Origin of the sequence: Mameliella sp. CS4, assembly GCF_019392335.1 — a bacterium.
GTDB lineage: Bacteria > Pseudomonadota > Alphaproteobacteria > Rhodobacterales > Rhodobacteraceae > Antarctobacter.
Genome location: NZ_JAHXRQ010000010.1, coordinates 1 through 24,561, shown reverse-complemented (window position 1 = coordinate 24,561; position 24,561 = coordinate 1). Strand labels below are relative to the sequence as shown.

Genomic DNA, 24,561 nt, shown 5'->3' with positions numbered 1-24,561 from the left:
AGGATCGACAGCCTTGAAGCGGAAGGCCCCTCCCCGGGCACAATCACGTCAAAGTCATGCCCTGTTCGTATTTTATGCTATTCAGGAATCCAGGACAGTCACATGCCGCCGACGGGATTTCACTAGCAGCCATGCAGATCAATGCAGATAGTTTACCGGGTATCGACTCGGCCTCTGACGCAGCGTCTTCCGACGCCTCCGAGCCGACCGTGACACCGCGCCCGACCCTGCGGGCCCGGCTGCGCCGTACCGTGCTGCTGTCGGCGACGGTTCTGGCGCCTCGGCTGGCCGCCGACAAGCTGGCGCGGCGTTACCTGACCTCCGATCAGGCCGTGCTGGACACCCTGGCGGGTCGGTCACATCGGTTCGAGATCGTCGACCTGAGACAGGACACCTTTGTCCTCCGCTCCCGGGTCCGAAAGAATGCAGCCGACGCGCCCCGCGTGTTGATCGCCCCCGGGCACGACGGACATATCCGCCAGTTCACCCGCGTTGCCCGAGCTCTGCAGAAACGCGGCGCCACGGTCGACATGCTGATCTATCCCGGTCACGGCCACGTGTCGCGAAAGGTATGCAGCCTTGCGGACATCGTGGATGCGATCTGCCGGGCCACGCAGTTCGAAGGTCCTTACGACGGGATCGTCGCCCATTGTGTCGCCGCGAACGCGATGTTCCATGCGCTCGAACGTGGCGTGTCGTCCCCGCGCATGGCGCTGATCTCGGTCCCGCTGGACCTGCCGGGGCTGATCCGTCTCGGCGGACGACAATACGGGCTGTCTGGCCGTTGTCTCGATCAATTCGTGGACCGGGTGAGCGCGCTTGGCGCCCCCTGCACCATCGACAAACCCTGGCGGCCGGTCGCTGAAACGCGGGATGAGGATCTGTTGATCGTCCAGTCCCGCAATGATTACGCCGCCCCGGTCGAAAAGGCGCGGCCCCTTGCCGACGTCTGGCCCGGCGCAATGATGGAAGAATTCGATCACGGCGGACACAATGGCATTCTGAACGTCACTTCGGCAATCAACCGCATTGCCGAGTTCATGGTGACGGACCGGACCTGACAGGTCAGCTTTCGCCCAAAGGCTCCTCGCGCAGCAGCATCGAAGCAAGACAGGCCAGCAACGCGGCCGCAGCAGCTGCCCAGAAGATCGGGTGCAACGCGTCCGAGAACCCGTCCAGCACCCGCGCCTGCGCCTCTTTCGGAAGCGCCTGCACGACGTTGGCGCCCAGCGAGCCGATGCCGCCCGAGACGCCGCCGGGGATCTCACCAGCGAGGTTGCGCATCAGCCCGGCGCTGAACATCGCACCAAAGACCGCCGTGCCGACGGACCCGCCGATCAGCCGGAACATGTTGGTCGAGGCCGTGCCAATGCCCATCATCGTCCGGGGCACCGCATTCTGAACCGCCGCCACGCCAACGGCGAACACCGGCCCCAGCCCCAGGCCCACCAACACCATGACCCCGCCGATGAACCACAGCGCGCTGGCGGCATCCAGCCGAGACATGCCCAGCAGGGCCAGGGCCAGCAGCGCCGTCGACAGCACAGGCATCAGCTTGTAGTGCCCGGTCGCCGACATGATCTTGCCCGCCACGGTAGACGACAGGATCAGCCCGCCCATCATCGGCACCAGGAACAGGCCGGACGCGGTCGGGCTGATGTCCTTCACCATCTGCAGAAACAGCGGCAGAAAGGTGATGGTGCCGAACATGCCCATGCCCACCAGGAAGCCGACCGCATTGATCACCAGGAAGGTGTTGTTGAAAAACAGCGACAGCGGCAGGATCGGTTCCGCGGCGCGCCGCTCTGTGCGGATAAAGCCGGCCAACGCCAGGGCAAGACCGATGAACAACCATGTCACCGCGGGGCTGGTCCAACCATAGCTGCCCGCGATGCTGGGCAAGAGAACGATGCACCCGAGGATCGCTGCCAGCAGCGCCGCACCGAGGTAATCGACCGGCTTGCCCGAGCGTTCCACCGGCGAGGGCAGTGCGCGGTTCAGAACGACAAAGGCCAGCACGCCAACCGGGAGGTTGACGAAAAAGATCCAGTGCCAGCCGATGCTCTGCACGATGGCGCCCCCCAAGAGCGGGCCGATCACCGTCGACACGCCAAAGGCCGCGCCCAGGAATCCCTGCGCCTTGCCGCGCTCACGCGGCGGCATCAGGTCACCCACGGTGGTCATGCAGGTGACGATCAGCCCGCCACCGCCCAGGCCCTGCACCACGCGCCCGGCAATCACCATCTCCATCGAGCCCGCGGTCCCGCAGATCACCGCGCCCAGCACAAAAACCAGGATACCGCCCTGTAGGACGATCTTGCGCCCGTAGAGGTCAGAGAGCTTTCCCGCCACAGGCGCCCCGATCGTCGAGGCCATGAGGTAGGCAGTGATCACCCATGTGATATGATCCATCCCGCCAAGGTCCGCGACCATGATCGGCATTGCGGTGGACACGATGGTCTGGCCAAGAGAGGCAAAGAGCAAGGTCGCCGCGATCGCGATCAGTGCCAGGCGCAGCGTCGCCGGGTCAGGTCGATCTTCGGCAAGGGGAACAGGGGTTTCGGCCAGGGACATGAACACTTCCTTGAAACGGGGACAGGGCGCCCGCACCGGGCGGATTCGGCGCAGGCGACCGGATTGCATCGCGTGTGATCTGGGCCTAAATATGTGCCACACGCAAAAGCATGTCAACGTCATGCATTTGTCGGTTACACGCATTTTTGCACATCGGGGGCTGCATGACCGCGCGGGATGACAGACTGAAAGCGCAACTCGACCGCGCCGGGATCGGGGGCGAAGTGGCCAATGCCGCCTTCGACATCGACGCCGTATTGCAGGTCTGGCGCCGCAAGGTGGTCAAACGGGAATTGGGCCTGCGCGCGCTCGAGGATCTTGGCCTGCGGTTGGAACTGGCGGAACTGGACGTGCTGATGGCCGTCTCGGCACCGGTCAACGAGTTCGGAGAAGCCTCTGGCGAGGAAACGATGGTCTCGACCGTGGCGACACGGCTGGCCATTGATCCCTCGCGCGCCAGCCGATTGACAAGCCAGTTGATCAAGCGCGGCCTCCTGCGTCGGGCAGTCAGCCAGCAGGACGCGCGCCGCGCTGTTCTGGAACTGACGGACACCGGAATAAGGGCGGTCGAGGCCGTGCGCAGCTACAAGTTTCTCGTGCTGGGGTCGTATCTCAGGGACTGGACGATGGAAGAGATCCAGACCTTCCTGCCGCTGCTGGAACGCTTTTCGGCCTGGTCGGAACGGGCCGCCTGCCCCTCTGGCCCCGTGGCCGAGGAAATCGCCAAGCTGCGTGACGACCTCTCGCGCGACGAGGACAACACCTAGCCAGTTGGCTAGGTTTTTCTTGACCCGTGGTGCGCCAGGCTAATAGATAGCCAAATGGCTAACCATCTCGACAGCTTCTTCGGCGCGATGGCCGATCCAACCCGCCGCGCCGTGATCGAACGGCTGGTCAGCGGCCCGGCCCCGGTGTCCGAACTGCACGCGCCGCACGACATGGCCCTCCCCTCCTTCCTCAAGCACCTGGGCAAGCTCGAAGCCGCGGGCCTCATCCGGTCCGAGAAACGGGGCCGGGTGCGCATGGTCCATATCGAGTCCGCGCCACTGGCAGAGGCGGAACACTGGCTGGCCCGCCAAAGACGCCTTTGGGAGGAACAGACCGACCGGTTGGAGAGTTTCGCCAAATCCCTCGACGCCACATCCCGAAAGGACTGACCATGCTCAACCCCGATCTCGACCTGCGCCTTGAGCGCCTGATGGACGTGCCGCCCGCCACGCTCTGGCGCTGCTGGACCGAGCCGGAGCTGCTGAAACAGTGGTTCTGCCCCAAACCCTGGCACGTGACTGAGGCGGTGATCGACCTGCGCCCGGGCGGACGCTTTTTCACCCGAATGGCAGGCCCGATGCCCGACGGCAGCCAGGCCGACATACCGAACGAAGGCTGTTTCCTTTCCGTCGAACCCGAGCGCCGGCTGGTCTTCACCGATGCCTTGCACGCTGGCTGGCGCCCCGCCGCGCAGCCCTTCATGACCGCCATCGTGACGTTCGAACCGCGCGATGGCGGCACCTTCTACACCGCCACCGCGCTGCACAACGACACCGCGACGCGCGACAAGCACGAGGAAATGGGATTCAGCCAGGGCTGGAACACCGCCGCCGACCAGATGCTGGAACTGGCACACAGCCTGTAGCATCGGCGCCCATCGCCGGTTTTGGCGGCGAAACGGGCGGCAACGATCAATCCGCAGGCGTTTTTTCCTTGCCTTGCCGCATCCTGCCCGCCTAGCCTGACGCTCGACAACAGGGACAAGGGCGCGCTTTCTACGCCGCATCGAGGGCGCGCACCCCGCGAATAATCGCGGGGGATTCGGTAAGGCGGCGGGTCACAACCTGATGAACATCGCCTTTCTTCTCAATGGAGAGAGCGTGGAGCTGGCTGAGGTGTCACCCACCGAAACGCTGCTCGACTGGCTGCGCGAAAAGCGCGGCCTGACCGGAACCAAGGAAGGCTGCAACGAAGGCGACTGCGGCGCCTGCACCGTCATGGTGACGGACGCAGATGGCACCCGTGCGCTGAATGCCTGCATCCTCTTCCTGCCGCAACTGCACGGCAAGGCGGTGCGCACGGTCGAGGGCCTTTCCGGCCCGGACGGGGCGCTGCACCCGGTGCAACAGGCGCTGGTGGAGTTTCACGGCAGCCAATGCGGATTCTGCACGCCCGGTTTCGCGGTTTCGATGGCCACGGCACACCTGAACGGCGATACCGGCCACAAGGACGCGCTGGCGGGCAATCTCTGCCGCTGCACCGGTTACGCGCCGATCCTGCGCGCCGCCCGCGCCGCCGAGGATCGGTCGGTGCCGGACTGGCTCAGCGCCGATCGGGACTTCCGTAACCCTGAGATTGCGGACAGCCGCTCGCCCACCTGCCACGCCCCCGAAACCGCCGACGATCTCGCGCGTCTTTACGCCGAGGATCCGCAGGCCACGCTGGTCGCCGGGGCCACGGACGTGGGGCTCTGGGTGACGAAACAACTACGCGAATTAGATAGGGTGATCTTCCTGAACCGCTGCGCCGACCTGCAACGGATCGAGGAGACGGACAGCGGCTATCGCATCGGCGCCGGGGTCACGATGGACCGCGTGCACGCGCTGATGAAGCCGCTGTGCCCCAGCTATGCCGAGATGATCCGCCGCTATGGCTCGACCCAGGTGCGGGGCGCCGCCACCATCGGCGGCAACATCGCCAACGGCTCGCCCATCGGGGACAACCCGCCCGCCCTGATCGCGGCGGGCGCCACGCTGCACCTGCGCCACGGCGACACCCGGCGCGATCTGCCGCTGGAGGATTTCTTTCTCGACTACGGCAAGCAGGACCGCGCACCCGGCGAATTCGTCGAGGCCGTCACTCTGCCGAAAGCACTGGACTCCTTGCGCGTCTACAAACTGTCAAAACGGTTCGACCAAGACATCTCGGCCGTCTGCGGCGCCTTCAATCTGACTGTCACGGACGGCATCGTGACCGCCGCCCGCATCGCCTTTGGCGGTCTGGCGGGCATCCCCAAACGCGCCACGCATGTGGAGGCCGCTCTCACCGGACAGCCCTGGACGGAAGCCACGCTGGAGGCCACCGCCCCCGCCTGGGCGCAGGACTTCACCCCCATGAGCGACATGCGCGCCAGTGCCGACTATCGCCTGACCGCCGCGCAGAACATGCTGCGCCGCGCGCTGGCCGAGGATATGGGCCATGCCACCAGCGTGCTGGAGGTCAGCCCATGAGCGTGACCAAACCCCTCCCCCATGACGCCGCGCCGCTGCATGTGACCGGCAAGGCGCGTTACGTCGACGACATCCCGGCGCCAGCCAACTGCCTGCACCTGGCCTTTGGTCTCTCACCGATCGCGTCGGGGCGGCTGACCGCACTTGACCTCGACGCGGTGCGCGCCGCGCCCGGTGTCGTTGGGGTCTGGGCCTTCGACGACCTGCCGTCCGAGTGCGACTGCTCGCCCTCGCTGCACGACGAGCCGCTGCTGTCGGACGGCACGCTGCATTACCAGGGCCAGCCGGTCTTCCTTGTGGCCGCCGAAAGCCATCTCGCCGCGCGCCGCGCCGTGGCCCGCGCGAAGATCGAGACAGAGGCCGACCGCCCGATCCTGACCATCGAGGAAGCGCTGGCCGCCGACAGCCGGTTCGAGGAAGGCCCGCGCATCTGGGCGCGCGGCGATGTGGAGGCGGCCATCACCGGCGCGCCGCATGTCATCGAAGGCCGGATCGAAATGGGCGGGCAGGAGCATTTCTACCTCGAGGGCCAGGCGGCACTGGTTTTCCCGCAGGAAGACGGCGACATGCTGGTCCATTCCTCGACCCAGCACCCGACCGAGATCCAGCACAAGGTGGCCGACGCCCTGGGCCTGTCGATGCACAATGTCCGGGTGGAAACGCGCCGCATGGGAGGCGGGTTTGGCGGCAAGGAAAGCCAGGGCAACGCGCTGGCCGTGGCCTGCGCGGTGGTGGCCGACGCCACCGGGCGCCCCGCCAAGATGCGCTATGACCGCGACGATGACATGGTCATCACCGGCAAGCGGCATGATTTCCGCATCGACTATCGCGTCGGTGTAGACGGGGACGGCGTGGTGCAGGGGATCGAGTTTCTGCAGTACACCCGCTGCGGCTGGTCGCAGGATCTGTCCCTGCCCGTGGCCGACCGCGCCATGCTGCACGCGGACAACGCCTATTTCCTGCCCGCCGTGCGGATCGAGAGCCACCGCCTACGCACCAACATCTGCAGCGCCACCGCCTATCGCGGCTTTGGCGGACCGCAGGGCATGGTGGGCATCGAGCGCGTCATGGATCACGTCGCCCATGTGCTGGGCCGCGACCCGCTGGCGGTGCGGCGGGCGAACTACTACGACCGGATGGAGGGGGGCGCTGCCCCCCGCTCGGCGGAGCCGAGCCCCCCCGGAGGTATTTCCGGAGAGAAGAAGCCCAGGACCGTCACGCCCTATGGCCAGACGGTCGAGGATTTCATCCTGCACGAGATGACCGAGGCGCTGGAAAGCTCATGTGACTACGCCGCGCGGCGGGCGGCACAGGCGGAGTGGAACGCGGCCAATCCGGTCTTGAAGAAAGGGATCGCGCTGACGCCGGTGAAGTTCGGTATTTCCTTTACCCTGACGCATCTCAACCAGGCGGGCGCGCTGGTGCATGTCTACCAGGACGGCTCCATCGCCATGAACCACGGCGGCACCGAGATGGGACAGGGGTTGTTCCAGAAGGTGGCGCAGGTGGCCGCCAGCGCCTTTGGCGTGCCGCAAGAGGTGGTGCGCATCACCGCAACCGACACCGCCAAGGTGCCCAACACCTCGGCCACCGCCGCCTCGTCCGGGTCGGACCTGAACGGCGCCGCGGTCAAGATCGCCTGCGAGACGATCCGCGCCCGCATGGCGGAACACATGGCGCAGCTGCACCAGTGCCGCCCGGAGGACGTGTCCTTCACGGACGGTCGGGTGCGGGCGGGCGCGCAGGAGATGAGCTTTGCCGAGGCGGCTGCCTTTTGTTACGCGGGTCGCGTCAGCCTTTCAGCCACCGGCTTTTACAAGACGCCAAAACTGTCCTGGGATCGGATGAAAGGCGAAGGGCGGCCGTTCTTCTACTTTGCCCACGGGGCGGCCTGCACCGAAGTGGTGATTGACACGCTGACCGGCGAATACAGGATGCTGCGCAGCGACATCCTGCATGACGCGGGCGCCTCGCTGAACCCGGCCATCGACATCGGCCAGGTCGAGGGCGGGTTCATCCAGGGCGCGGGCTGGCTGACGACCGAGGAACTGGTCTGGGATTCGCAGGGCCGCCTGCGCACCCATGCGCCTTCGACCTACAAGGTCCCCGCCTGTTCGGACGCGCCGGATGTCTTCAACGTGGCACTTTGGCAGGGTCGGAACCGCGAGGAGACGGTCTATCGGTCCAAGGCAGTGGGCGAGCCGCCTTTCATGCTGGGGATTTCGGCACTGATGGCGCTTTCGGATGCCGTGGCGGCCTGCGGGCCGGGCTATCCGGCTCTGGACGCACCTGCAACGCCGGAACGGGTGCTGGCCGCTATTGCACGGGTGCAGGGATGAGTTTCGGCCTCGCGCTTCTCTGCCGCGCGGTCGAACGGCACGGGCGTGTCGCCCGGGTCGTGGTGGCCGAGGTTGCGGGCTCGGCCCCGCGCGAGGTCGGCGCCGCCATGCTGGTCTGGGACGAGGGGACAGGTTTCGGGCAGAGCGGCACCATCGGTGGCGGGGCGCTCGAACTCATGGCCGCAGAGGCGGCGCTGACCCGCAAAGGGCTGACACGGCACCCTCTGGGGCCGGAGCTGGGCCAGTGCTGCGGCGGGGCGGTGACGCTCTTGACCGAACATTTCGACGCGCAGACCCTGGCCGCCCTCGACGGGCGCGACGTGATCGCGCGCGGGCCCGGCGAGATGCCTCTGGCCGTGCGCCGTGTGATCGACCGCGCCCGGGCGCGGGGCGAGGTACCCGGGGCGCAACTGGTCCAGGGCTGGATGGTGGAACCGGTCCGCCGCCCTACCCTGCCGGTCTGGATCTGGGGCGCGGGCCATGTCGGCCGAGCGCTGGTCTCGGTTCTGGCGCCTTTGCCGGACGTTGTGCTGACCTGGGTCGACACCGGGCCCGAGCGCTTTCCAAACGACATCCCCGAGGGCGTCACCGCCCTGCCCGTCCCCGCGCCGGAACGCGCCATGTCGCGGGCCCCGCGGGACGCCGCCCACCTGATCCTGACCTACAGCCACGAGATTGACCTGACGCTCTGTCACGCGGCTCTGTCCCATGGATTCGCCTTTTGCGGCCTGATCGGCTCTGACACGAAATGGGCACGGTTCCGCAAGCGATTGCAGGCGCTTGGCCACACATCCGCCCAAATCGACGCCATCTGCTGTCCGATCGGGCACAAAGCCCTTGGCAAACATCCGCAGGCCATTGCCATCGGCACGGTGGCGCAGCTACTCAACTGGCAGAACGAAAAGGACCACGCGTGGCCGACACACTCCTCAGCCTCCAGGGCCTGACCAAGATCTACCCGGGCGTGATCGCCAACGACGACGTCACCTTCGACATCGGGCGCGGCGAGATTCACGCGCTGTTGGGAGAGAACGGCGCCGGAAAATCGACACTGGTCAAGATGATCTATGGGCTGAACGCACCGGACAAGGGGCAGATGCTGCTGGACGGGGCGCCCTACAAGCCGTCGAAGCCGTCCGAGGCGCGGCAGGCCGGGATCGCGATGGTGTTCCAGCATTTCTCGCTCTTCGATGCGCTGGACGTTGCGGAAAACGTGGCGCTGGGGATGGAAACACCGCCGCCCATGTCGGACCTTGCCCGCCAGATCCGCGAGGTGTCCGAGACCTACGGTCTGCCGCTGGACCCCTCGCGCACGGTGGGCACGCTGTCGGCGGGCGAGAGGCAACGGGTCGAGATCATTCGCTGCCTGCTGCAGAACCCGCGCCTGTTGATCATGGACGAACCGACCAGCGTGCTGACCCCGCAGGAGGTTGAAATCCTCTTCGAAACCCTGCGCAAGCTGAAATCCGAAGGCACCTCGATCCTCTATATCTCGCACAAGCTGGAGGAAATCCGCGCGCTCTGCGACACGGCCACGATCCTGCGGCTGGGCAAGAAGGTGGCCACCTGCACACCTGCCGAGACCTCGGCCCGACAGCTGGCCGAGATGATGGTGGGCGCGAGTTTCGCGACGCCGGAGGCCAAGCGCGGCAAGACCGGCGAGGTGTTGCTGGCGGTGAACGAGTTGAGCCTGCCCGCACCCGGGGCCTTTGGCACCCCGCTGCGCGAGGTCAGCTTCGAGGTGCGCGCGGGCGAGGTGCTGGGCATCGGCGGGGTCGCGGGCAACGGCCAGGACGAGTTGCTGGCCGCGCTTTCGGGCGAACGCATGGCGCCCGCCGGGTCCATCGTGCTGGAAGGCAAGGACATCAGCCGCGCAGGCCCCGTTGCACGCCGGGATCTTGGCGTGCTCTCGGGGCCCGAAGAACGGCTGGGCCATGCCGCCGCGCCGGACATGAGCCTGATCGAAAACGGCGTGCTGACAGCTGCGCGGCGCGAAGGGATGCTGAAGAACGGGTTTATCTCGTGGGGCAAGGCCCGGCAGTTCGCCGAAGAGGTGATCGGTCATTTCGACGTGCGCACGCCCGGCCCCGGTACGGCGGCACGGGCGCTGTCCGGGGGGAACCTGCAGAAATTCGTCGTCGGCCGCGAGATATTGCAAGGCCCGCGCGTCCTGGTTCTGAACCAGCCCACCTGGGGCGTGGACGCGGCGGCGGCGGCCTTTATTCGCCAGTCGATCCTGGACGTAGCGGCCAAGGGTGGCGCCGTGGTGGTCATCAGCCAGGACCTGGATGAGTTGATGGAGGTCTCGGACCGGTTTGGCGCCCTCAACGAGGGGCGACTGTCACCGACGCGCCCCGTCGCCAGCCTGGATATCGAACAGATCGGCCTGATGATGGGCGGCGCGCATGACATGGAGGTGGCCCATGTGGATGATTGAGGCCGCTCACCACAGGGGGACACGCCCATGATCCGGCTTGAAAAACGCCCCCAGCCTTCGAAACTCTGGACCTACCTGACGCCGGTGCTGGCCGTGCTGCTGACCATGCTGGTCGGCGGCGTGCTCTTTGCCTTTCTCGGCGCCAACCCTGTCGAGGCGATCCGCACGATCTTCTGGGATCCGCTCTTTAACGCGCAATTCGCGGGCTTTACGCGCCCGCAACTGCTGGTCAAGGCGGGACCTCTGATCCTGATCGCCATTGGCCTGAGCATCGGCTTTCGCGCCGGGATCTGGAACATCGGCGCCGAAGGTCAGTACATCATGGGCGCCATCTGCGGCGCCGCCGCCGGTCTTGCGTTCTACCCATCGGAAAGCGTCCTGATCTTCCCGCTGATGATCGTTGCGGGGGCGCTTGGCGGCTGGGCCTGGGCGATGATCCCGGCCATCCTGAAAACGAAATTCGGCACCAACGAGATCCTCGTCTCGCTCATGCTGGTCTATGTGGCCGAGAACATCCTTGGGTCCGTTGCCACCGGCCTTCTGCGCAACCCCGAGGGGCGCGGCTTTCCCGGGTCGCGCAATTTCAAGCAGTGGGACGCCGCCCATAACAGCGACCTGATCGCCAACACGGGCATGCACTGGGGCGTGGTCTTTGCCTTCATCGCGGTGATCGGGGCCTATGTCCTGCTGACCCGGCACGTGCTGGGCTTCAACATCCGCCTGACCGGCGAGGCGCCGCGCGCCGCACGGTTTTCCGGCGTGAACCCGGCGCGTATCATCCTGATCTGCCTTGGCCTTTCGGGCGCGCTTGCGGGCATGGCGGGCCTCTTCGAGGTCACCGGACCTGCGGGCCAGGTCAGCATCGACTTCGGTTCTGGCTACGGGTTCACCGCGATCATCGTGGCCTTCCTCGGGCGGCTCAATCCCATCGGTATCCTGCTGGCGGGGCTGCTCATGGCGCTGACCTATATCGGCGGCGAACTGGCGCAGCTGATGCTGGGCCTGCCCGGCGCCTCGATCCAGCTGTTCCAGGGGATGCTGCTGTTCTTCCTGCTGGCGATGGATGTCTTCACCAACTTCCGCCTGCGCATCGGCAAGAGGGAGGCCGCCTGATGGACCTCAGTTCAATCAACCCGATCCTCCTCGTGGCCTCCATCATGGTCTCGGCCACACCGATCCTGCTGGCCGCGATCGGCGAGATGGTGGTCGAGAAATCCGGCGTGCTGAACCTGGGCGTCGAGGGGATGATGATCACCGGCGCCGTGGTGGGATTTGCCGTGGCGGTCAATTCCACTTCACCGGCGCTGGGCTTTGTTGCGGCTGCCGCTGCCGCTGCGCTCTTGTCGCTGGCCTTTGGCCTCCTGACGCAGTTCCTGCTGTCGAACCAGGTCGCCACCGGGCTTGGCCTGACGCTGGTGGGGCTTGGCCTCTCCAGCCTGATCGGCAAACCCTACGAGGGCATCAAGAGCCCGACCCTGCCGAAACTCGACATTCCGGTGCTGTCCGACATCCCGGTGCTGGGGCGGATGCTCTTCAGCCATGACCTGATGGTCTATTTCAGCCTTGCGCTGGTGGTGGCGGTCTGGGCCTTCCTGAAACACACCCGCGCCGGGCTGATCCTGCGCGCGGTCGGCGAAAGCCACGACAGCGCCCATGCGCTTGGCTACAAGGTGGTGATCATCCGCCTCATGGCGATCCTCTTTGGCGGCGCCTGTGCGGGCCTTGGCGGCGCCTACCTCAGCCTTGTGCGCGTGCCGCAATGGACCGAGGGGATGACGGCGGGCGCCGGCTGGATCGCGCTGGCCATCGTCGTCTTCGCCTCTTGGCGGCCGGGCCGCGTCGCCATCGGGGCCTACCTCTTTGGCGGGGTCACGGTGTTGCAACTGAACCTGCAGGCGGCGGGCGCCGCCGTGCCGGTCGCGCTCTTGTCGGCCTCGCCCTATCTTGTCACGATCCTCGTGCTCGTGATCATCTCGGCCCGCGGCGCGCATGCCGCGCCCGCCTCGCTGGGCCGGCCTTTCCACGCCTCCAGCTGAGGCACAGATACCAACCAACAGGGGACCACAATGCACAGAAGAACCCTTCTCTCCACCGCAGCCCTCGCGCTGACGCTTGGCTTCGGCTCTGCCGCCGCGGCCCAGGACGTCACCGCCGGCTTTATCTACGTCGGCCCGGTGGGTGACGGCGGCTGGACCTACGAACACAACAAGGCGCGTCTGGCGGTCGAAGAGCAGTTTGGCGACAAGGTAAAGACCATCTACCAGGAAAGCGTGCCCGAAGGCGCCGATGCTGAACGCGCGATCACGCAGATGGCCCTGTCGGGTGCAGACATCATCTTTACCACCTCTTTCGGCTACATGGACCCGACCATCGCCGTTGCCGAAAAATTCCCGAACGTGAAGTTCGAGCACGCCACCGGCTACAAACGCGCCGAGAACGTGGGCACCTATTCGGCCCGTTTCTACGAGGGCCGCGCCATCCAGGGCCATATCGCCGGGTCGATGACCAAGACCAACAAGATCGGCTATATCGCCTCTTACCCGATCCCCGAGGTCATCCGCGGCATCAACTCGGCCTATATCCACGCCAAGAAGGTGAACCCGGACGTCGAATTCTCGATCATCTGGGCCTACACGTGGTTCGACCCGGCGAAAGAGGCCGATGCCGCCCGCGCCCTGATCGAGAACGGCGCCGACGTGATCCTGCAGCACACCGACTCCACCGCGCCCCATGCGGCAGCGGCCGAGGCGGGCGATGTCATCACCTTCGGCCAGGCCTCGGACATGGCGGACTACGCGCCGTATCCGCGCGTTTCCTCGATCATCGACAACTGGGCGCCCTATTACATCGACCGCGTCCAGGCGGTGATGGACGGCACATGGACCAGCGATGACACATGGGACGGCATCGGCCCGGGTATGGTCGGCATCGGCGAGATCACCGACGCCGTCCCCGAAGAGGTCAAGGCCGAGGCGCTGGACCTGAAAGCCGCCATTTCCTCGGGCGACTACCACCCGTTCACCGGCCCGCTCAACAAGGCCGACGGTTCTGTCTGGCTGGCCGAGGGCGAAGTGGCCGATGACGGCACCTTGCTGGGCATGGATTTCTACGTCGAAGGCATCGACGCCGAAATCCCGCAGTAAACCCGATGACGGAACGAAGGCCCCGGCCGGGGCCTTCGTTTCACCCTGTTTGCGCCTGTCAGTATCTCAGCAGCCGCCCACGTCGACCAAGGCGACATAGCCCCAGGACTTGAGCTGGGTCACGACCCCGTCCAGCGCCTGCCGCTGGCGGTCACCGGCAACACAGCCCGAGGCGGTCACCACCACGCCCGACCGGTCCAGCGTCACGTCGCCCCCGGCCTTTTCGAGGAAGCCCTGCATCGGCGCGATGTCGCGATAGACCACCACCGTCAGATGGGTCAGATCCAGGCTGTCGCGGTCGCGGATCACCGTCAGCGTGGTTTGCCCCACCTCCTTGCCCAGGAGATAGACCAGCGTCCCGCTGAGAGAGCTGATATCCGCGATTTCGGGATCGCCGATGGACAGTTCGGCATAGGCATCGTCAAAGGCAAGCGTCACCGCCTGCTTGGCCTCGACCTCGATCGTGTCGGCGGCGCCGGTGATCTCGAATCCCCTGTCCTGTGCAGAAAGCGGCGCACTGCCGCACAGCGCAATGGTGGCGGCAAACGCCATGATTGAAACTTGCCTGAACACGATCTGTCCTCCAAAAATCGGCAGCGGCCCAAGTCCGCGCCATAATAATGTGGACAGACTGCGCGTTGCCCCGATTCCTGTCAAAGCCGGATAGGCCGACCGCGAACGCAACCTACTGCAGGCGCCGCCCCTGCACCGGCAGCGCACCCAGCACGTTGCAGCCCAGTGTCACCCGCAAAGCCCCGATCAGCTCGTCCACCGTCTCGGCGCGGACATAGCGCCCACCCGTCCGGTCAGCCAGGCAGCGGGCCACCGTAGTGGCCGCCTGGTCGTTCGGGTTGGACCAGTCGAAATGATCGCCACGCACCTTGAAGCCGATCACATGCACCGTCAGGTCCGGCGCCATCGCGGCGATCTCTGCCGCAAGGCTGCATGGCGCGCCGCCGCAGGTTTCCTTGCCGTCTGTCACCAGAACGACGGTCCCGGGACGGTTGAGATAATCCAGCGTCTCGGCCGCGCGCCGGACGCTTTCGGTCAGCGAGGTTCCCCCGGCGGGCCGCAGGGCATCGACATCCGCCAGGATCCGCGGCCCGGCGTGCCATTGCGGCGGAAAGCGCAGGTCGGTGTTGGCACAGGTGCGGTCCCCGGCGGGCCCGTAGATCACCAGGCCCAGCCGCCGCGCCGCAGCGACAGAGGGGATCACCCGGCGCATCGCCATGCGCGCCTCGGAGATGCGGGGCACGCCGATGGCATTATAGCCGATCTCGGCCATGCTGCCCGAACCGTCGAAGACGATCATCGCATCCTCGGTACAGCTTTCCCCGGCGCCCGTCGCCAGTGGCGCAGAACTCGCGGCGGCCAGACAGGCCGCGCCGGCCAGTCGGGGCAGCAGGCGCATGGGCGTGGCTCCTTTCCTTGACAGCATGGCAGGCCCCCGCGAGTCTGTCGAGCCAGCTCGCCCCGCGACCTTTGCCCCAAGGCGCCAGCGCGATGGAGGTCCCCACCATGATCCGCCAAAGGCGCTTTGACTTTGGCGCGCCGCGTGGCAGGTTGACGCCATGACACTGACCACGCTCTCGGGAACGACGCCCGCCCGCTTTGCCTTTGGCTGCATGCAGTTCGGGGGCAGCGCCTCCGAGGCTGACAGCCGCGCCATGTTCGATGCCTGCCGCGCCGCGGGCATCGCCCATTTCGACACCGCCCATGTCTATACCGACGGCGCCTCGGAACGCCTGCTGGGACAGTTCGCGACCGCCGCGCGCGAGGAGCTGTTCATCGCCACCAAGGCGAATTTCCCCGGCGGGGCCAGCCGCGACAACATACGGACCTCGCTGGACGAAAGCCGCAAGCGCCTGAACATGGAGGTGATCGACCTCTACTACCTGCACCGCTGGGACGGTGACACGCCGCTGGAGGAGAGTTTCGAGACGCTGGCCGAATTGCAGCAAGCCGGGACCATCCGTCATATCGGCGTGTCCAACTATGCCGCCTGGCAGGTGATGAAGGCGCAGGGCGTGGCCGCCGGTTTCGGCACCCGTATCGACGTGCTGCAACCCATGTACAACCTGGTGAAACGTCAGGCCGAGGTGGAAATCCTGCCCATGTGCGCCTCAGAAGGCATCCTGCCGGTGCCCTACTCGCCGCTGGGCGGTGGACTGCTGACCGGCAAGTATGCCCGGGGCGGAGAAGGCCGCCTGACCGAGGACGACCGTTACGCCAACCGCTATGCCCGCCCCGAGATGCACCAGGCGGCCGAGGCCCTGGCCGAAATCGCCACGGAGCTTGGCACCGATGCGGCCACGCTTGCGGTGGCATGGGTGGCCGCCCATCCGTCCGGCCCGGCGTCGATCCTGTCGGCCCGCAACACGGCCCAATTGCAGCCCTCGCTGGCAGGCATGAGCTACCAGATGGATGCCGCGCTTTACGCCCGCCTCTCCGCCCTCAGCCCCACGCCGCCCCCGGCGACGGACCGGCTGGAGGAAGCCTCCTAGCGCGCGCCCCAGGTATCGCTCAGGCGATAGCCGCGCGGCCAGGGATCATCCGGGTCCAGCATGTGCTGATGAATGCCGGTGATCCAGCCGCGCCCGCCGATCTCGGGCAAGACGGCGGGCACATCACCCACCGTGGTTGTCCCGACAATCCGCCCAGCGAAGGTCGACCCGATCAACGAGGAGGCGGTCAAGGTCTCACCTTCGGCCATCTCTCCCCTCGCGTGCAGGACCGCCATGCGGGCGGACAGCGCCGTGCCCGTGGGGGACCGATCCACCTTGCCCGGCTGGATCGCCACCGCCGACCTTGTGCGCAGCCCATCCCGCCCGCGCTCCAGCGGCCCGGCAAACAGGCAGAAAGAGATGTGCCGCCAATCCGGGTTCGTCGGATGGCGAAAACCCAGCGCCGAGGTCGCCGCCCGGGCGATCCGCGCACCCGTCCGGGCGATCTCATGCGCCTCGTCGGGCACCAGGTTCAGGCCCAGCGCCTGGGCCTCGACGATGACGAAACTGTCGCCGCCAAATGCCGTGTCCACGGTCAGCCTGCCCAGCCCCTCGACCTCCAGCGGCACGGCCAGTTCCTGCGCGAAACTGGGCAGGTTGCGGACAAAAATACGTTGCGCCTTGCCGTCACGGCATTCGGCCCGCACCCGCACCAGCCCGCCCGGCGCCTCCAGCGTGAATTCCGTCACCGGCTCCTGCATCGGCAGGATGCCCCCGTCCAGCAGCACGGTCGCCACGCAGATCGAGTTCGACCCCGACATCGGCGGCGTGTCCTCCGGCTCCATGATGATAAAGGCCGCGTCCGCCTCGGGGTGCTTGGGCGGCACCAGCAGATTGACATGCCGGAACACGCCGCCGCGCGGCTCGTTCAGGACGAAGTCCCGCAAGACGCCGTCCCGCGCGATCCAGCGACTCTGCTCCCAGAGCGTCTCTCCCGGCGGTGGCGCGACACCTCCGACGATCACGTCGCCCACCTCGCCCTCGGCATGGGCCGAGATCACATGGACCGTCTTGTTGCTGCGCATGATCTGTCCCCTGTTTCCGCGCTCAACGCCAGTCCACGACCTCGGAAAGATCCGCACGGTCGGTGCGATAGGAATTCGCGGGGTGATCCGGATCGGCATGGCCAAAGGCAATCGCGCAGACAAGATCGCGGTCCGGCGCGATATTATAGCGGTCGCGCACGAAGGGCGAGAAACTGGCCACCGCCGCCATCGCGATACTGGCCAGTCCGCGCGCCTGCAGGGCCAGCATGACGGCCGTCACATAGGCCCCGCAGTCCAGCACGCCATAGGTGCCAAGGTCCTTGGGCGCGGTGATCAGAAGGCAATGCGGCGCCCCGAACAGGCGGAAATTCTCACGCATCTGCTTGCCCGAGGCCTCTCGGTCGCCCTTTTCGATACCCAATGCGCCATACAGCTGCCAGCCGCAGGTGCGCCGTCGCTGCTGGTAGATGCCCTCGTAGCGCAGCGGAAAGGGGATGTCGCTTTGCCGCTCTCCGGTTTCCACATGGGCATAAAACGCCTCGGCGAAGGCGGATGTTTCCGGCGCTGAGAGGGCAATCACCTGCCAGGGCTGCACGTTGTTCCAGCTGGGCACCTGCTGCGCGTCGCGCAGGGCGCTTTCGATCACCTCTCGGGGGACCGGATCGGGGCGGTAGGCCCGGCAGGAATAGCGCGCTTTCAACAGCGCGGCGAATGTCTCGGCTTCGGTCACAACAGGCCCCTTTCCCTCAACTCATCCATGATCGCCGCCCCGTCCTGTCCCGGCTCCGGCGCAGGTTGTGTCACCGCTGCCGTGCCATTGAAACGCGGCGCCGGCAGGGCGCTGCCCGGCCCGTGCCCGCGCGCCACCATATGCGGATCGCGGGCCGCCTCGTCCGGGGTCAGGACCGGGGCAAGACAGGCATCGCTATCCTCAAACAACGCCGCCCAATAGTCGCGCGGCTGCGTGGCAAAGATCCGTTCCAGCCGGGCGCCTTGCACCGGCCAACGGTCGGGATCGAACTGGTCCGCGAAATCGGGATCCTCTGCCAGGCCCATCCGGTCCAGGAACAGCCTGTAGAATTTCGGCTCCAGGCATTGCACGGCCACATATCCCCCGCAGGCGCAGGCGTAGCAACGCGACCAATGCGGCCCGTCCAGCAGGGACCGCCCCCGCGCGCCGGTGTCGAACCCCGCCCCCATCGACCGCAAGAGCGCCATCATGTGCTGCGCCCCGTCCACGATGGCCGCGTCGACAACCGTCCCCTGCCCCGTTTCCCGCGCCTGCAACAGCCCCGCCAGCATCCCCACGGTCAGATACAGCGCACCTGCCCCGATATCGCCCAGCATCGTCGGTGGCACGCCCGGCACCTGTCCGGGCAACCCGGCGTAGAACAGGGCGCCGGACAAGCCCAGGTAATTCAGGTCATGCCCGGCAAGCGTCGCGCGCGGCCCGTCCTGCCCCCAGCCCGTCATCCGTCCGTAGACCAGACGCGGGTTGAGCGCCTGCGCCGCCTCCGGCCCCAGCCCCAACCGCTCCATCACGCCCGGGCGCAGTCCCTCGATCAGACCGTCGGCGGACCGGATCAGCGCGCGGGCGGTGCCAAGGTCGCCCGCCTCCTTGAGATCCAGCGCGATGGACCGCTTGCCCCTGTCCAACAGGCGGCTGGCGCCCTTGGCCGGGTTCGCCGCGCCCCCCTTGCGCTGTATCAGGATGACCTCGGCGCCCAGATCCGCAAGGTGCATGGCGGCAAAGGGTCCCGGCCCCAGTGCCTCGAACTCGATGATGCGAATGCCGTTCAGCATGGTGATCCTCCCCGCGCGCAGTGAAGCCGAGCGCGACGTGAAAGGAAAGGGACTCTGCCCTCTTGGTCCCGGATCAAGTTCGCGGCCAATTCATCAAAAGGGATTTTTCAAACCAAAGACGCATTGCAGCGTGTTGCTTTGCGGTCGCAAAGCATATCTCTGGAGCATGACGAAACTCCCCGACAGTCTGCAAAGCTGGTTCGACGCGCGCGGATGGCAGGTTCATCCGCACCAGCGCGCCATGCTGGAGCGCGCCGCCAACCCCGCGCTGCTGCTGATTGCGCCGACCGGCGGCGGCAAGACGCTGGCGGGTTTCCTGCCGACGTTGTCGGAACTGGCCGAGGCGCCGCGCGACGGGCTGCACACGCTCTATATCTCGCCGCTGAAGGCGCTGGCCGCCGATATCCGGCGCAACCTGCTGATCCCCATCGAGGAGGCGGGCCTGCCGATCCGGGTCGAAGACCGCACCGGCGACACGCCCGCCAGCCGCAAGAAACGCCAGCGCGCCGACCCGCCGCATATCCTTCTGACCACGCCTGAAAGTCTCGCCCTGCTGACCTCTTACGAGGATGCGCCGCGCATGTTTGCCGGCTTGCAGCGGGTCGTCATCGACGAGATCCACGCCCTGAGCGAATCCAAGCGCGGCGACCAGCTCATGCTGGCGCTGGCGCGGCTGCAGGCGCTCTGCCCCGGCCTGCGGCGCGTCGGCCTCTCGGCCACGGTCGAGGACCCGCAGGCCATCGCGCGCCTCATGGCGCATGGCAGCCAGCCCTGCGAGATCCTGCAGGCCGACCCCGGGCCGAACCCGGATATTTCCATGCTGGTCACGGATCAGGCCCCGCCCTGGTCGGGCGGCGGTGCGGCCTATTCCATCCCCGCCGTGCTGGACGAGGTCAAACGCCACAGGACCACGCTGATCTTTCACAACACCCGCGCGCAGGCGGAAATCTATTTCCACAACCTCTGGCTGGCCAACGAGGACGCTTTGCCCATCGGTATCCACCACGGCTCGCTGGACCGTGGCCAGCGGGAAAAGGTAGAGGCCGCGATGGTCGGGGGTCAGTTGCGCGCCATCGTCTGCACCGGCAGCCTCGACCTTGGCATCGACTGGGGGGACGTCGACCTTGTGATCCAGGTGGGCGCGCCGAAGAACGTGAAACGCCTGGTGCAGAGGATCGGCCGCGCCAACCACCGCTACAACGCGCCGTCCAAGGCGATCCTCGTCCCCGCCAACCGCTTCGAGGTGGTCGAATGCCTGGCGGCGCTGGAGGCGGTCAAGGACCATGACCTCGACGGCGACCCGCGCGGGCCGGGTCCGCGCGACGTGCTCTGCCAGCATATCCTGATCGCCGCCGCTTCCGGACCGTTCGAGGCCGACGACCTGTATGAGGAAATGCGCGGCGCGGGCGCCTATGCCGGGCTGACCCGGGCGCAATTCGATGCCTGTCTCGATTTCTGCGCCACCGGCGGCTACGCGCTGCGCGCCTACGACCAGTGGCAGCGCCTGCAACAGCGCCCTGACGGGCGATGGCAGTTGCGCGACCCACGCTCTGCCACGCGCATCCGTCAGAACATCGGCACGATTCAGGACACCGACACGCTCAAGGTGAAATGGCGCGGGCGGGGTGGCGCGCCGCTGGGCGAGGTCGAAGAAGGCTTTGCCGCCTCGCTGACCAAGGGCGATACCTTCCTGATCGGCGGGCAGATCGTCCGATACGAGGGCCTGCGCGAACTGGTGGTCGAGGTGACGCGCGACCCGGGCCGCAAGCCCAAGATCGCCACCTTCATGGGCACCAAATTCTCGACCTCCACGCAGCTGAGCGACCGCATCCTGCGCATGTTCCGGGCCGCGGACTGGCCCGACCTGCCGCCGCACACCCGTGACTGGCTGCACCTGCAGCGCGAGGTTTCGCGCCTGCCGGAACCGGGCCGCCTGCTGGTGGAAAGCTTCCCCCATGACGGGCGGCAACAACTGGTGGTCTACGGATTTGCGGGGCGCAACGCGCAGCAGACGCTGGGCCTGTTGCTGACCAAGCGGATGGAAGAGATGGGCCTTGCCCCGATGGGGTTTGTCAGCACCGACTACGCCACACTGATCTGGGGCCTGGATGCCGTCACCGACCCGGTGCCGCTCTTCGACCTGGCCGCGCTGGAAGAGGGGCTGGACGGCTGGTTGGCGGGCAACGCGGTGATGAAACGCACCTTTCGCGCCTCGGCCACCATCGCCGGGCTGATCGAACGGCAGGTGGGCGGACAGCGCAAGACCGGGCGGCAGGCCACCATGTCCTCGGACATCCTCTACGACACCTTGCTGAAATACGACCCCGAGCACCTGCTGATGCAGATCACCCGCGAAGAGGCCATGCGCGGGCTGGTCGACTTCGCCCGGATCCGCGAGATGTGCGAGCGCGTGGGTGACCGGATCGACCATCTGCGTCTCTCCCGCGTCACGCCCCTGGCCGCGCCGCTTTTCCTGGAACCGGGGCGAGTGCCGGTACGCGGCTCTGCCGATGAACGGCTGATGGAAGAAGAAATCACCCGCCTGCTGAACGAAAGCGGGCTGGCGCAGGTCGAGACGAAGCCAGCCTGGCGGGTGCCCTGGTAATCCCTATCCCATCGGATAGGCCCACTCTCCGATTTCGCGCCGAACCACCCGAGCGCCCGCGTGATCCGTCCTGCGTGGTCCTCTATAGCAATTGCAGGGCCAAAACGGCGGCCTGCCCCGGGGCAGGTCCTGGCAGACAGAACGCTGCCCCCTCACAACGAAAGCCCCGAATGATGTCTGTCCATTTCGATCCCGACCAGCTTCACGATGACACCCCCGCCGTTCTCAACGTCTTTTCGATCCTCGTTCTGAACATCCTTTGCATCACGGGAATGGGCGTCGCCGCACAGGTGGCCGGCCTGCACTGGGGCTGGGTCCTGGCGACGGCCTGGGTTGGCGGTGCTGTCGTGACGGTCGCCTTGGCACTGGCCCTGACCGTCATCCTGCCGTTGGTCGCGGAGCGGCGCCAGGCAAGCAGTGGCCAGACCGAAACACCCACCCTCGACGACTGGAAGGCCGACGCACAGGACCTGCTGGATCTCTGGGCCGCAGATGCACGCGCCGAAAAAGCCGCCCGCAAGACAGGCAACACCCGGACCGCGGTAGAGGACGAACGCAAGGCCGCCTGAGCCTTGCACCCGCTTGCGGACACAGCCCCGGCGTGTCAAGAACAAGCCATGAACACGCATGGGTTCTCATTTCATGGCGCCGCCCTTCAGGCCCTGTCGTCCGGGGCGCTGAATTGGCCCGAGGCCGGGATACTGGTGGTCTCTGACCTGCATCTTGGCAAATCCGCCCGGCTTTCCGCCGTGGGGGGCGCCCAGCTTCCGCCTTACGAGACGCGGGAAACCCTGCAACGGCTGGACGAAGATCTTGCCGCCACCGGGGCCCAGACGGTGATCTGCCTGGGCGACAGTTTCGATGCGCCGGGCATAGAGGCCGCGCTGCCGCAAGAGGACCTACTGTGGATCACACGCCTGCAAGCCGGACGAGAGTGGATCTGGATCGCGGGAAACCACGATCCTGCCCCCGTGACGCTGAACGGTGCGCATCGTGCAGAACACGTTGAGGGTGGGCTGAGTTTTCGCCATATCGCCACACCCGATGGCCGGGCAGAGGTTTCGGGCCACTATCATCCCAAGGCGCGGCTGTCCCTCAGGGGGCGCAGCGTGACCCGGCCCTGTTTCCTGATCGACGACACCCGCCTGATCCTGCCCGCCTATGGCGCCTACACCGGCGGGCTTTACTGTGATGCGCCGGTCCTGTCGGGGCTGATGGATCCCGAGGCCCAGGCCATCCTGACCGGTCCCCGTCCCGTGGCCATTCCGATGCCCCGTCGCGCCCGGGCGGGCTGATCCCTCTTGCCCTTGGCGCCGGGGCATGGCCAAGTCGCGACATGGACCTAGACACCCGCATTCGCAACAGTTTCGACCGCCAGGGCATGCTTGTCACCCTTGGCGCCTCACTGACCCGCGTCGCCCCCGGCGAGATCGAGATCGAGGTGCCGATCCGGCCCGAGGTGTCACAGCAGCAGGGCTTTGCGCATGGCGCCTTGCCCTTTGCCATCGGCGACAGCGCGGCGGGCTATGCCGCCGTCACCCTGCTGGACGCTGAGAGCGACGTCGTGACGTCAGAAATGGCGATCCACTATCTTGCGCCCGGTATCGGGGACCGGCTGGTCGCCCGTGGCAGCGTCATCAAGCCGGGCAAGCGCATGCTGGTGACACAAGCCGATGTCTTTGCCGTCACCGGAACCGAGGAACGCCATATCGCCCGCATGACCGGCACGATGGTCCGCGTCCCCCTGAAAACGGGCTGACACCCGGCCTTTTCAACCCAGTACGTCGCGCCAGCTGTGACGCGGCTGGTAGCCCAGCAGGTCCTTGGCCTTACGGTTGCTGTACAGGGTCTCGGTCTCTCCGATCTCGCCCTTGACCGGCACGCCCTTGTAGAACCGTTCGATCAGGTCCGGCGTGGTCAGCCCGACCGAGTGATCGTCGTTCGACACGTTGAAGACCTCGTAGCCAAGTCCGTCGGTCGCCAGGCACTTGTCGACCATCTGCCCCAGATCACGCGCGTCGATATAGGCAAAGATATTGCGTCGCCGCTGCGCCGGATCTTCCATGTAAGCCGGAAAATTCTCCGCGTATTCATGCGGCTCGATCACGTTGTTGATCCGCAGGCCGTAGATGTCGAATCCGCTGCGCGCCTGGAAACTGCGCGCCGTGACCTCGTTGCAGACCTTGGACATGGCATAGCTGTCCTCGGGCACCGTCGGGTGTTCCTCGTCGATGGGCAGGTAGTCGGGCTTGCGCTCGCCATCGGCGAAACAGACGCCATAGGTGGTCTCGGACGAGGCAAAGACGATCTTGCGGATGCCGAATTTCACCGCCGCGTCGATGATGTTGTAAGTGCCCAGCGTGTTGACCCGGTAGCATTCGTTGTCCGACGTGATCAAGATGCGGGGCACGGCGGCAAAGTGCACCACGGCATCGAATTTCGGCACCCCGGTGCCCGGTTCCAGTTCGTCGAGACCCGCAAGGCTGCTCATGACGTCATAGACCTGCCCCGCATCGGTGATATCGGTGAGACGGTTGTCGACACCGTCCAGGTCCAGCGGCACCCGGTCGACGTTCAGCACCCGGTGCCCCTGTTCGAACAAGTAGGCAACGACGTGACGCCCGGCCTTGCCGGAGCCTCCGGTAAACAGAATACGCATGGTTCTTGTCCTCCCCTTTTTGGGGGCACCATGCCGGTCCTTGGTCAGATTGGCCAGAGGACGCAGACCGTGCCGGTCCGCGCCGATGTCCACGGAAACGAAAACGCGCCCCGATGGGGCGCGTCCTTGGTGTCAGGATCTGTCGCTCAGGCGGTCAGCCCCTCCGGTTCTTCCAACCCGTTGGCACGGCAGCAGGCGGTCAGCGTGTTGGCCAGCAGGCAGGCGATGGTCATGGGCCCCACCCCGCCGGGCACCGGCGTGATCGCGCCCGCCACTTCGGCGCAGCTCTCGTA

General features: G+C 66.5%; 23 protein-coding genes and 1 pseudogene. 16 read left to right on the top strand and 8 right to left on the bottom strand.

Translation table 11 applies throughout. The features are described 5' to 3' along the window. Window positions 1-131: 131 nt before the first annotated feature. A complete protein-coding gene (locus KZZ07_RS13480) occupies window positions 132-1,061 on the top strand; it encodes an alpha/beta hydrolase family protein (protein ID WP_219514793.1) in 930 nt (309 codons plus the stop codon). A 4-nt stretch (window positions 1,062-1,065) separates the two neighbouring features. On the opposite strand, the gene KZZ07_RS13475 is transcribed toward KZZ07_RS13480, so the two are convergent. Then, the gene (locus tag KZZ07_RS13475; RefSeq protein ID WP_219514792.1) at window positions 1,066-2,574 is read right to left on the bottom strand and encodes an MDR family MFS transporter; all 1,509 of its coding nucleotides are present in this window, start codon (window positions 2,572-2,574) and stop codon (window positions 1,066-1,068) included. 164 nt (window positions 2,575-2,738) lie between these two features. Here KZZ07_RS13475 and KZZ07_RS13470 point away from each other — a divergent pair, with 164 nt between their 5' ends. The 10 genes from KZZ07_RS13470 to KZZ07_RS13425 all read left to right on the top strand — a co-directional run bounded on the left by KZZ07_RS13470 (window position 2,739) and on the right by KZZ07_RS13425 (window position 13,711). After that, window positions 2,739-3,341, top strand: coding sequence for a MarR family winged helix-turn-helix transcriptional regulator (locus tag KZZ07_RS13470; RefSeq protein WP_219514791.1), 603 nt, complete (start codon window positions 2,739-2,741; stop codon window positions 3,339-3,341). A 54-nt stretch (window positions 3,342-3,395) separates the two neighbouring features. Further along, entirely contained in the window at window positions 3,396-3,731 is a 336-nt protein-coding gene (locus KZZ07_RS13465) for an ArsR/SmtB family transcription factor (protein WP_219514790.1), read from the top strand. 2 nt (window positions 3,732-3,733) lie between these two features. After that, window positions 3,734-4,207 (top strand): SRPBCC family protein, encoded by a 474-nt coding sequence (locus tag KZZ07_RS13460; RefSeq protein WP_219514789.1) that lies wholly within the window; start codon window positions 3,734-3,736, stop codon window positions 4,205-4,207. Between the two features lie 202 nt (window positions 4,208-4,409). Then, window positions 4,410-5,792: a xanthine dehydrogenase small subunit gene (xdhA, locus tag KZZ07_RS13455; protein ID WP_219514788.1), complete on the top strand. Its 1,383-nt coding sequence runs from the start codon at window positions 4,410-4,412 to the stop codon at window positions 5,790-5,792. After that, window positions 5,789-8,131 carry a xanthine dehydrogenase molybdopterin binding subunit gene (gene xdhB, locus KZZ07_RS13450; RefSeq protein WP_219514787.1) on the top strand — a complete coding sequence of 781 codons (2,343 nt, stop codon included), beginning with the start codon at window positions 5,789-5,791 and terminating at the stop codon, window positions 8,129-8,131. Before xdhA ends, xdhB begins: the two co-directional genes overlap by 4 nt. Further along, on the top strand, window positions 8,128-9,078 hold the full coding sequence (gene xdhC / locus KZZ07_RS13445) for a xanthine dehydrogenase accessory protein XdhC (RefSeq protein WP_219514786.1): 951 nt from the start codon (window positions 8,128-8,130) through the stop codon (window positions 9,076-9,078). Before xdhB ends, xdhC begins: the two co-directional genes overlap by 4 nt. Beyond that, entirely contained in the window at window positions 9,045-10,568 is a 1,524-nt protein-coding gene (locus tag KZZ07_RS13440) for an ABC transporter ATP-binding protein (RefSeq protein WP_219514784.1), read from the top strand. Before xdhC ends, KZZ07_RS13440 begins: the two co-directional genes overlap by 34 nt. Window positions 10,569-10,595: 27 nt before the next feature. Then, the gene (locus KZZ07_RS13435) at window positions 10,596-11,681 is read left to right on the top strand and encodes an ABC transporter permease (protein ID WP_219514782.1); all 1,086 of its coding nucleotides are present in this window, start codon (window positions 10,596-10,598) and stop codon (window positions 11,679-11,681) included. Then, window positions 11,681-12,604 carry an ABC transporter permease gene (locus KZZ07_RS13430; RefSeq protein ID WP_219514780.1) on the top strand — a complete coding sequence of 308 codons (924 nt, stop codon included), beginning with the start codon at window positions 11,681-11,683 and terminating at the stop codon, window positions 12,602-12,604. The genes KZZ07_RS13435 and KZZ07_RS13430 overlap by 1 nt, the downstream gene beginning before the upstream one ends. Before the next feature lie 30 nt (window positions 12,605-12,634). Then, window positions 12,635-13,711, top strand: a complete 1,077-nt coding sequence (locus KZZ07_RS13425; RefSeq protein ID WP_219514778.1) for a BMP family ABC transporter substrate-binding protein — start codon at window positions 12,635-12,637, stop codon at window positions 13,709-13,711. 66 nt (window positions 13,712-13,777) lie between these two features. Here KZZ07_RS13425 and KZZ07_RS13420 read toward each other — a convergent pair whose 3' ends face one another. Both KZZ07_RS13420 and KZZ07_RS13415 read right to left on the bottom strand, forming a co-directional pair. Then, the gene (locus KZZ07_RS13420; RefSeq protein WP_219514776.1) at window positions 13,778-14,284 is read right to left on the bottom strand and encodes a pilus assembly protein N-terminal domain-containing protein; all 507 of its coding nucleotides are present in this window, start codon (window positions 14,282-14,284) and stop codon (window positions 13,778-13,780) included. 112 nt (window positions 14,285-14,396) lie between these two features. After that, window positions 14,397-15,122: a vWA domain-containing protein gene (locus tag KZZ07_RS13415; protein WP_255564340.1), complete on the bottom strand. Its 726-nt coding sequence runs from the start codon at window positions 15,120-15,122 to the stop codon at window positions 14,397-14,399. Window positions 15,123-15,282: 160 nt separating this feature from the next. Between KZZ07_RS13415 and KZZ07_RS13410 the strand changes: the two genes are divergently transcribed. Continuing rightward, on the top strand, window positions 15,283-16,215 hold the full coding sequence (locus KZZ07_RS13410; RefSeq protein ID WP_219514774.1) for an aldo/keto reductase: 933 nt from the start codon (window positions 15,283-15,285) through the stop codon (window positions 16,213-16,215). Here the strand turns inward: KZZ07_RS13410 and KZZ07_RS13405 are convergent. The 3 genes from KZZ07_RS13405 to KZZ07_RS13395 are packed head-to-tail and all read right to left on the bottom strand — an operon-like array spanning window position 16,212 to window position 19,004. Beyond that, window positions 16,212-17,240: a trans-3-hydroxy-L-proline dehydratase gene (locus KZZ07_RS13405; protein WP_219514772.1), complete on the bottom strand. Its 1,029-nt coding sequence runs from the start codon at window positions 17,238-17,240 to the stop codon at window positions 16,212-16,214. The two genes, KZZ07_RS13410 and KZZ07_RS13405, sit on opposite strands and share 4 nt — an antisense overlap. 22 nt (window positions 17,241-17,262) lie before the next feature. After that, a complete protein-coding gene (locus KZZ07_RS13400; RefSeq protein WP_219514769.1) occupies window positions 17,263-17,931 on the bottom strand; it encodes a nitroreductase in 669 nt (222 codons plus the stop codon). Then, window positions 17,928-19,004: a CaiB/BaiF CoA transferase family protein gene (locus KZZ07_RS13395; RefSeq protein WP_219514767.1), complete on the bottom strand. Its 1,077-nt coding sequence runs from the start codon at window positions 19,002-19,004 to the stop codon at window positions 17,928-17,930. The genes KZZ07_RS13400 and KZZ07_RS13395 overlap by 4 nt, the downstream gene beginning before the upstream one ends. A gap of 166 nt (window positions 19,005-19,170) precedes the next feature. Between KZZ07_RS13395 and KZZ07_RS13390 the strand changes: the two genes are divergently transcribed. The 4 genes from KZZ07_RS13390 to KZZ07_RS13375 all read left to right on the top strand — a co-directional run bounded on the left by KZZ07_RS13390 (window position 19,171) and on the right by KZZ07_RS13375 (window position 23,368). Further along, window positions 19,171-21,609, top strand: a complete 2,439-nt coding sequence (locus KZZ07_RS13390) for a ligase-associated DNA damage response DEXH box helicase (RefSeq protein WP_219514765.1) — start codon at window positions 19,171-19,173, stop codon at window positions 21,607-21,609. Window positions 21,610-21,779: 170 nt separating this feature from the next. Beyond that, the gene (locus KZZ07_RS13385) at window positions 21,780-22,178 is read left to right on the top strand and encodes a hypothetical protein (RefSeq protein WP_219514764.1); all 399 of its coding nucleotides are present in this window, start codon (window positions 21,780-21,782) and stop codon (window positions 22,176-22,178) included. A 48-nt stretch (window positions 22,179-22,226) separates the two neighbouring features. Next, complete coding sequence (gene pdeM, locus KZZ07_RS13380; RefSeq protein WP_219514763.1) at window positions 22,227-22,904, top strand: ligase-associated DNA damage response endonuclease PdeM; 678 nt, start codon at window positions 22,227-22,229, stop codon at window positions 22,902-22,904. A gap of 41 nt (window positions 22,905-22,945) precedes the next feature. Then, the gene (locus KZZ07_RS13375; protein ID WP_219514762.1) at window positions 22,946-23,368 is read left to right on the top strand and encodes a PaaI family thioesterase; all 423 of its coding nucleotides are present in this window, start codon (window positions 22,946-22,948) and stop codon (window positions 23,366-23,368) included. 12 nt (window positions 23,369-23,380) lie between these two features. Here KZZ07_RS13375 and KZZ07_RS13370 read toward each other — a convergent pair whose 3' ends face one another. Beyond that, window positions 23,381-24,268: an NAD-dependent epimerase/dehydratase family protein gene (locus tag KZZ07_RS13370; RefSeq protein WP_219514761.1), complete on the bottom strand. Its 888-nt coding sequence runs from the start codon at window positions 24,266-24,268 to the stop codon at window positions 23,381-23,383. Between the two features lie 146 nt (window positions 24,269-24,414). After that, window positions 24,415-24,561, bottom strand: a pseudogene (locus tag KZZ07_RS13365) (bifunctional methylenetetrahydrofolate dehydrogenase/methenyltetrahydrofolate cyclohydrolase); the annotation flags it as partial.

Coding starts and splice junctions, on each gene's coding strand:
- KZZ07_RS13460 (WP_219514789.1), top strand. CDS start 3,734: ATGCTCAACCCCGATCTCGACCTGCGCCTTGAGCGCCTGATGGACGTG.
- KZZ07_RS13425 (WP_219514778.1), top strand. CDS start 12,635: ATGCACAGAAGAACCCTTCTCTCCACCGCAGCCCTCGCGCTGACGCTT.
- KZZ07_RS13480 (WP_219514793.1), top strand. CDS start 132: ATGCAGATCAATGCAGATAGTTTACCGGGTATCGACTCGGCCTCTGAC.
- KZZ07_RS13430 (WP_219514780.1), top strand. CDS start 11,681: ATGGACCTCAGTTCAATCAACCCGATCCTCCTCGTGGCCTCCATCATG.
- KZZ07_RS13385 (WP_219514764.1), top strand. CDS start 21,780: ATGATGTCTGTCCATTTCGATCCCGACCAGCTTCACGATGACACCCCC.
- KZZ07_RS13465 (WP_219514790.1), top strand. CDS start 3,396: ATGGCTAACCATCTCGACAGCTTCTTCGGCGCGATGGCCGATCCAACC.
- KZZ07_RS13470 (WP_219514791.1), top strand. CDS start 2,739: ATGACCGCGCGGGATGACAGACTGAAAGCGCAACTCGACCGCGCCGGG.
- KZZ07_RS13435 (WP_219514782.1), top strand. CDS start 10,596: ATGATCCGGCTTGAAAAACGCCCCCAGCCTTCGAAACTCTGGACCTAC.
- KZZ07_RS13415 (WP_255564340.1), bottom strand. CDS start 15,122: ATGCGCCTGCTGCCCCGACTGGCCGGCGCGGCCTGTCTGGCCGCCGCG.
- xdhA (WP_219514788.1), top strand. CDS start 4,410: ATGAACATCGCCTTTCTTCTCAATGGAGAGAGCGTGGAGCTGGCTGAG.
- KZZ07_RS13375 (WP_219514762.1), top strand. CDS start 22,946: ATGGACCTAGACACCCGCATTCGCAACAGTTTCGACCGCCAGGGCATG.
- KZZ07_RS13405 (WP_219514772.1), bottom strand. CDS start 17,240: ATGCGCAGCAACAAGACGGTCCATGTGATCTCGGCCCATGCCGAGGGC.
- xdhC (WP_219514786.1), top strand. CDS start 8,128: ATGAGTTTCGGCCTCGCGCTTCTCTGCCGCGCGGTCGAACGGCACGGG.
- pdeM (WP_219514763.1), top strand. CDS start 22,227: ATGAACACGCATGGGTTCTCATTTCATGGCGCCGCCCTTCAGGCCCTG.
- KZZ07_RS13370 (WP_219514761.1), bottom strand. CDS start 24,268: ATGCGTATTCTGTTTACCGGAGGCTCCGGCAAGGCCGGGCGTCACGTC.
- KZZ07_RS13475 (WP_219514792.1), bottom strand. CDS start 2,574: ATGTCCCTGGCCGAAACCCCTGTTCCCCTTGCCGAAGATCGACCTGAC.
- xdhB (WP_219514787.1), top strand. CDS start 5,789: ATGAGCGTGACCAAACCCCTCCCCCATGACGCCGCGCCGCTGCATGTG.
- KZZ07_RS13410 (WP_219514774.1), top strand. CDS start 15,283: ATGACACTGACCACGCTCTCGGGAACGACGCCCGCCCGCTTTGCCTTT.
- KZZ07_RS13395 (WP_219514767.1), bottom strand. CDS start 19,004: ATGCTGAACGGCATTCGCATCATCGAGTTCGAGGCACTGGGGCCGGGA.
- KZZ07_RS13390 (WP_219514765.1), top strand. CDS start 19,171: ATGACGAAACTCCCCGACAGTCTGCAAAGCTGGTTCGACGCGCGCGGA.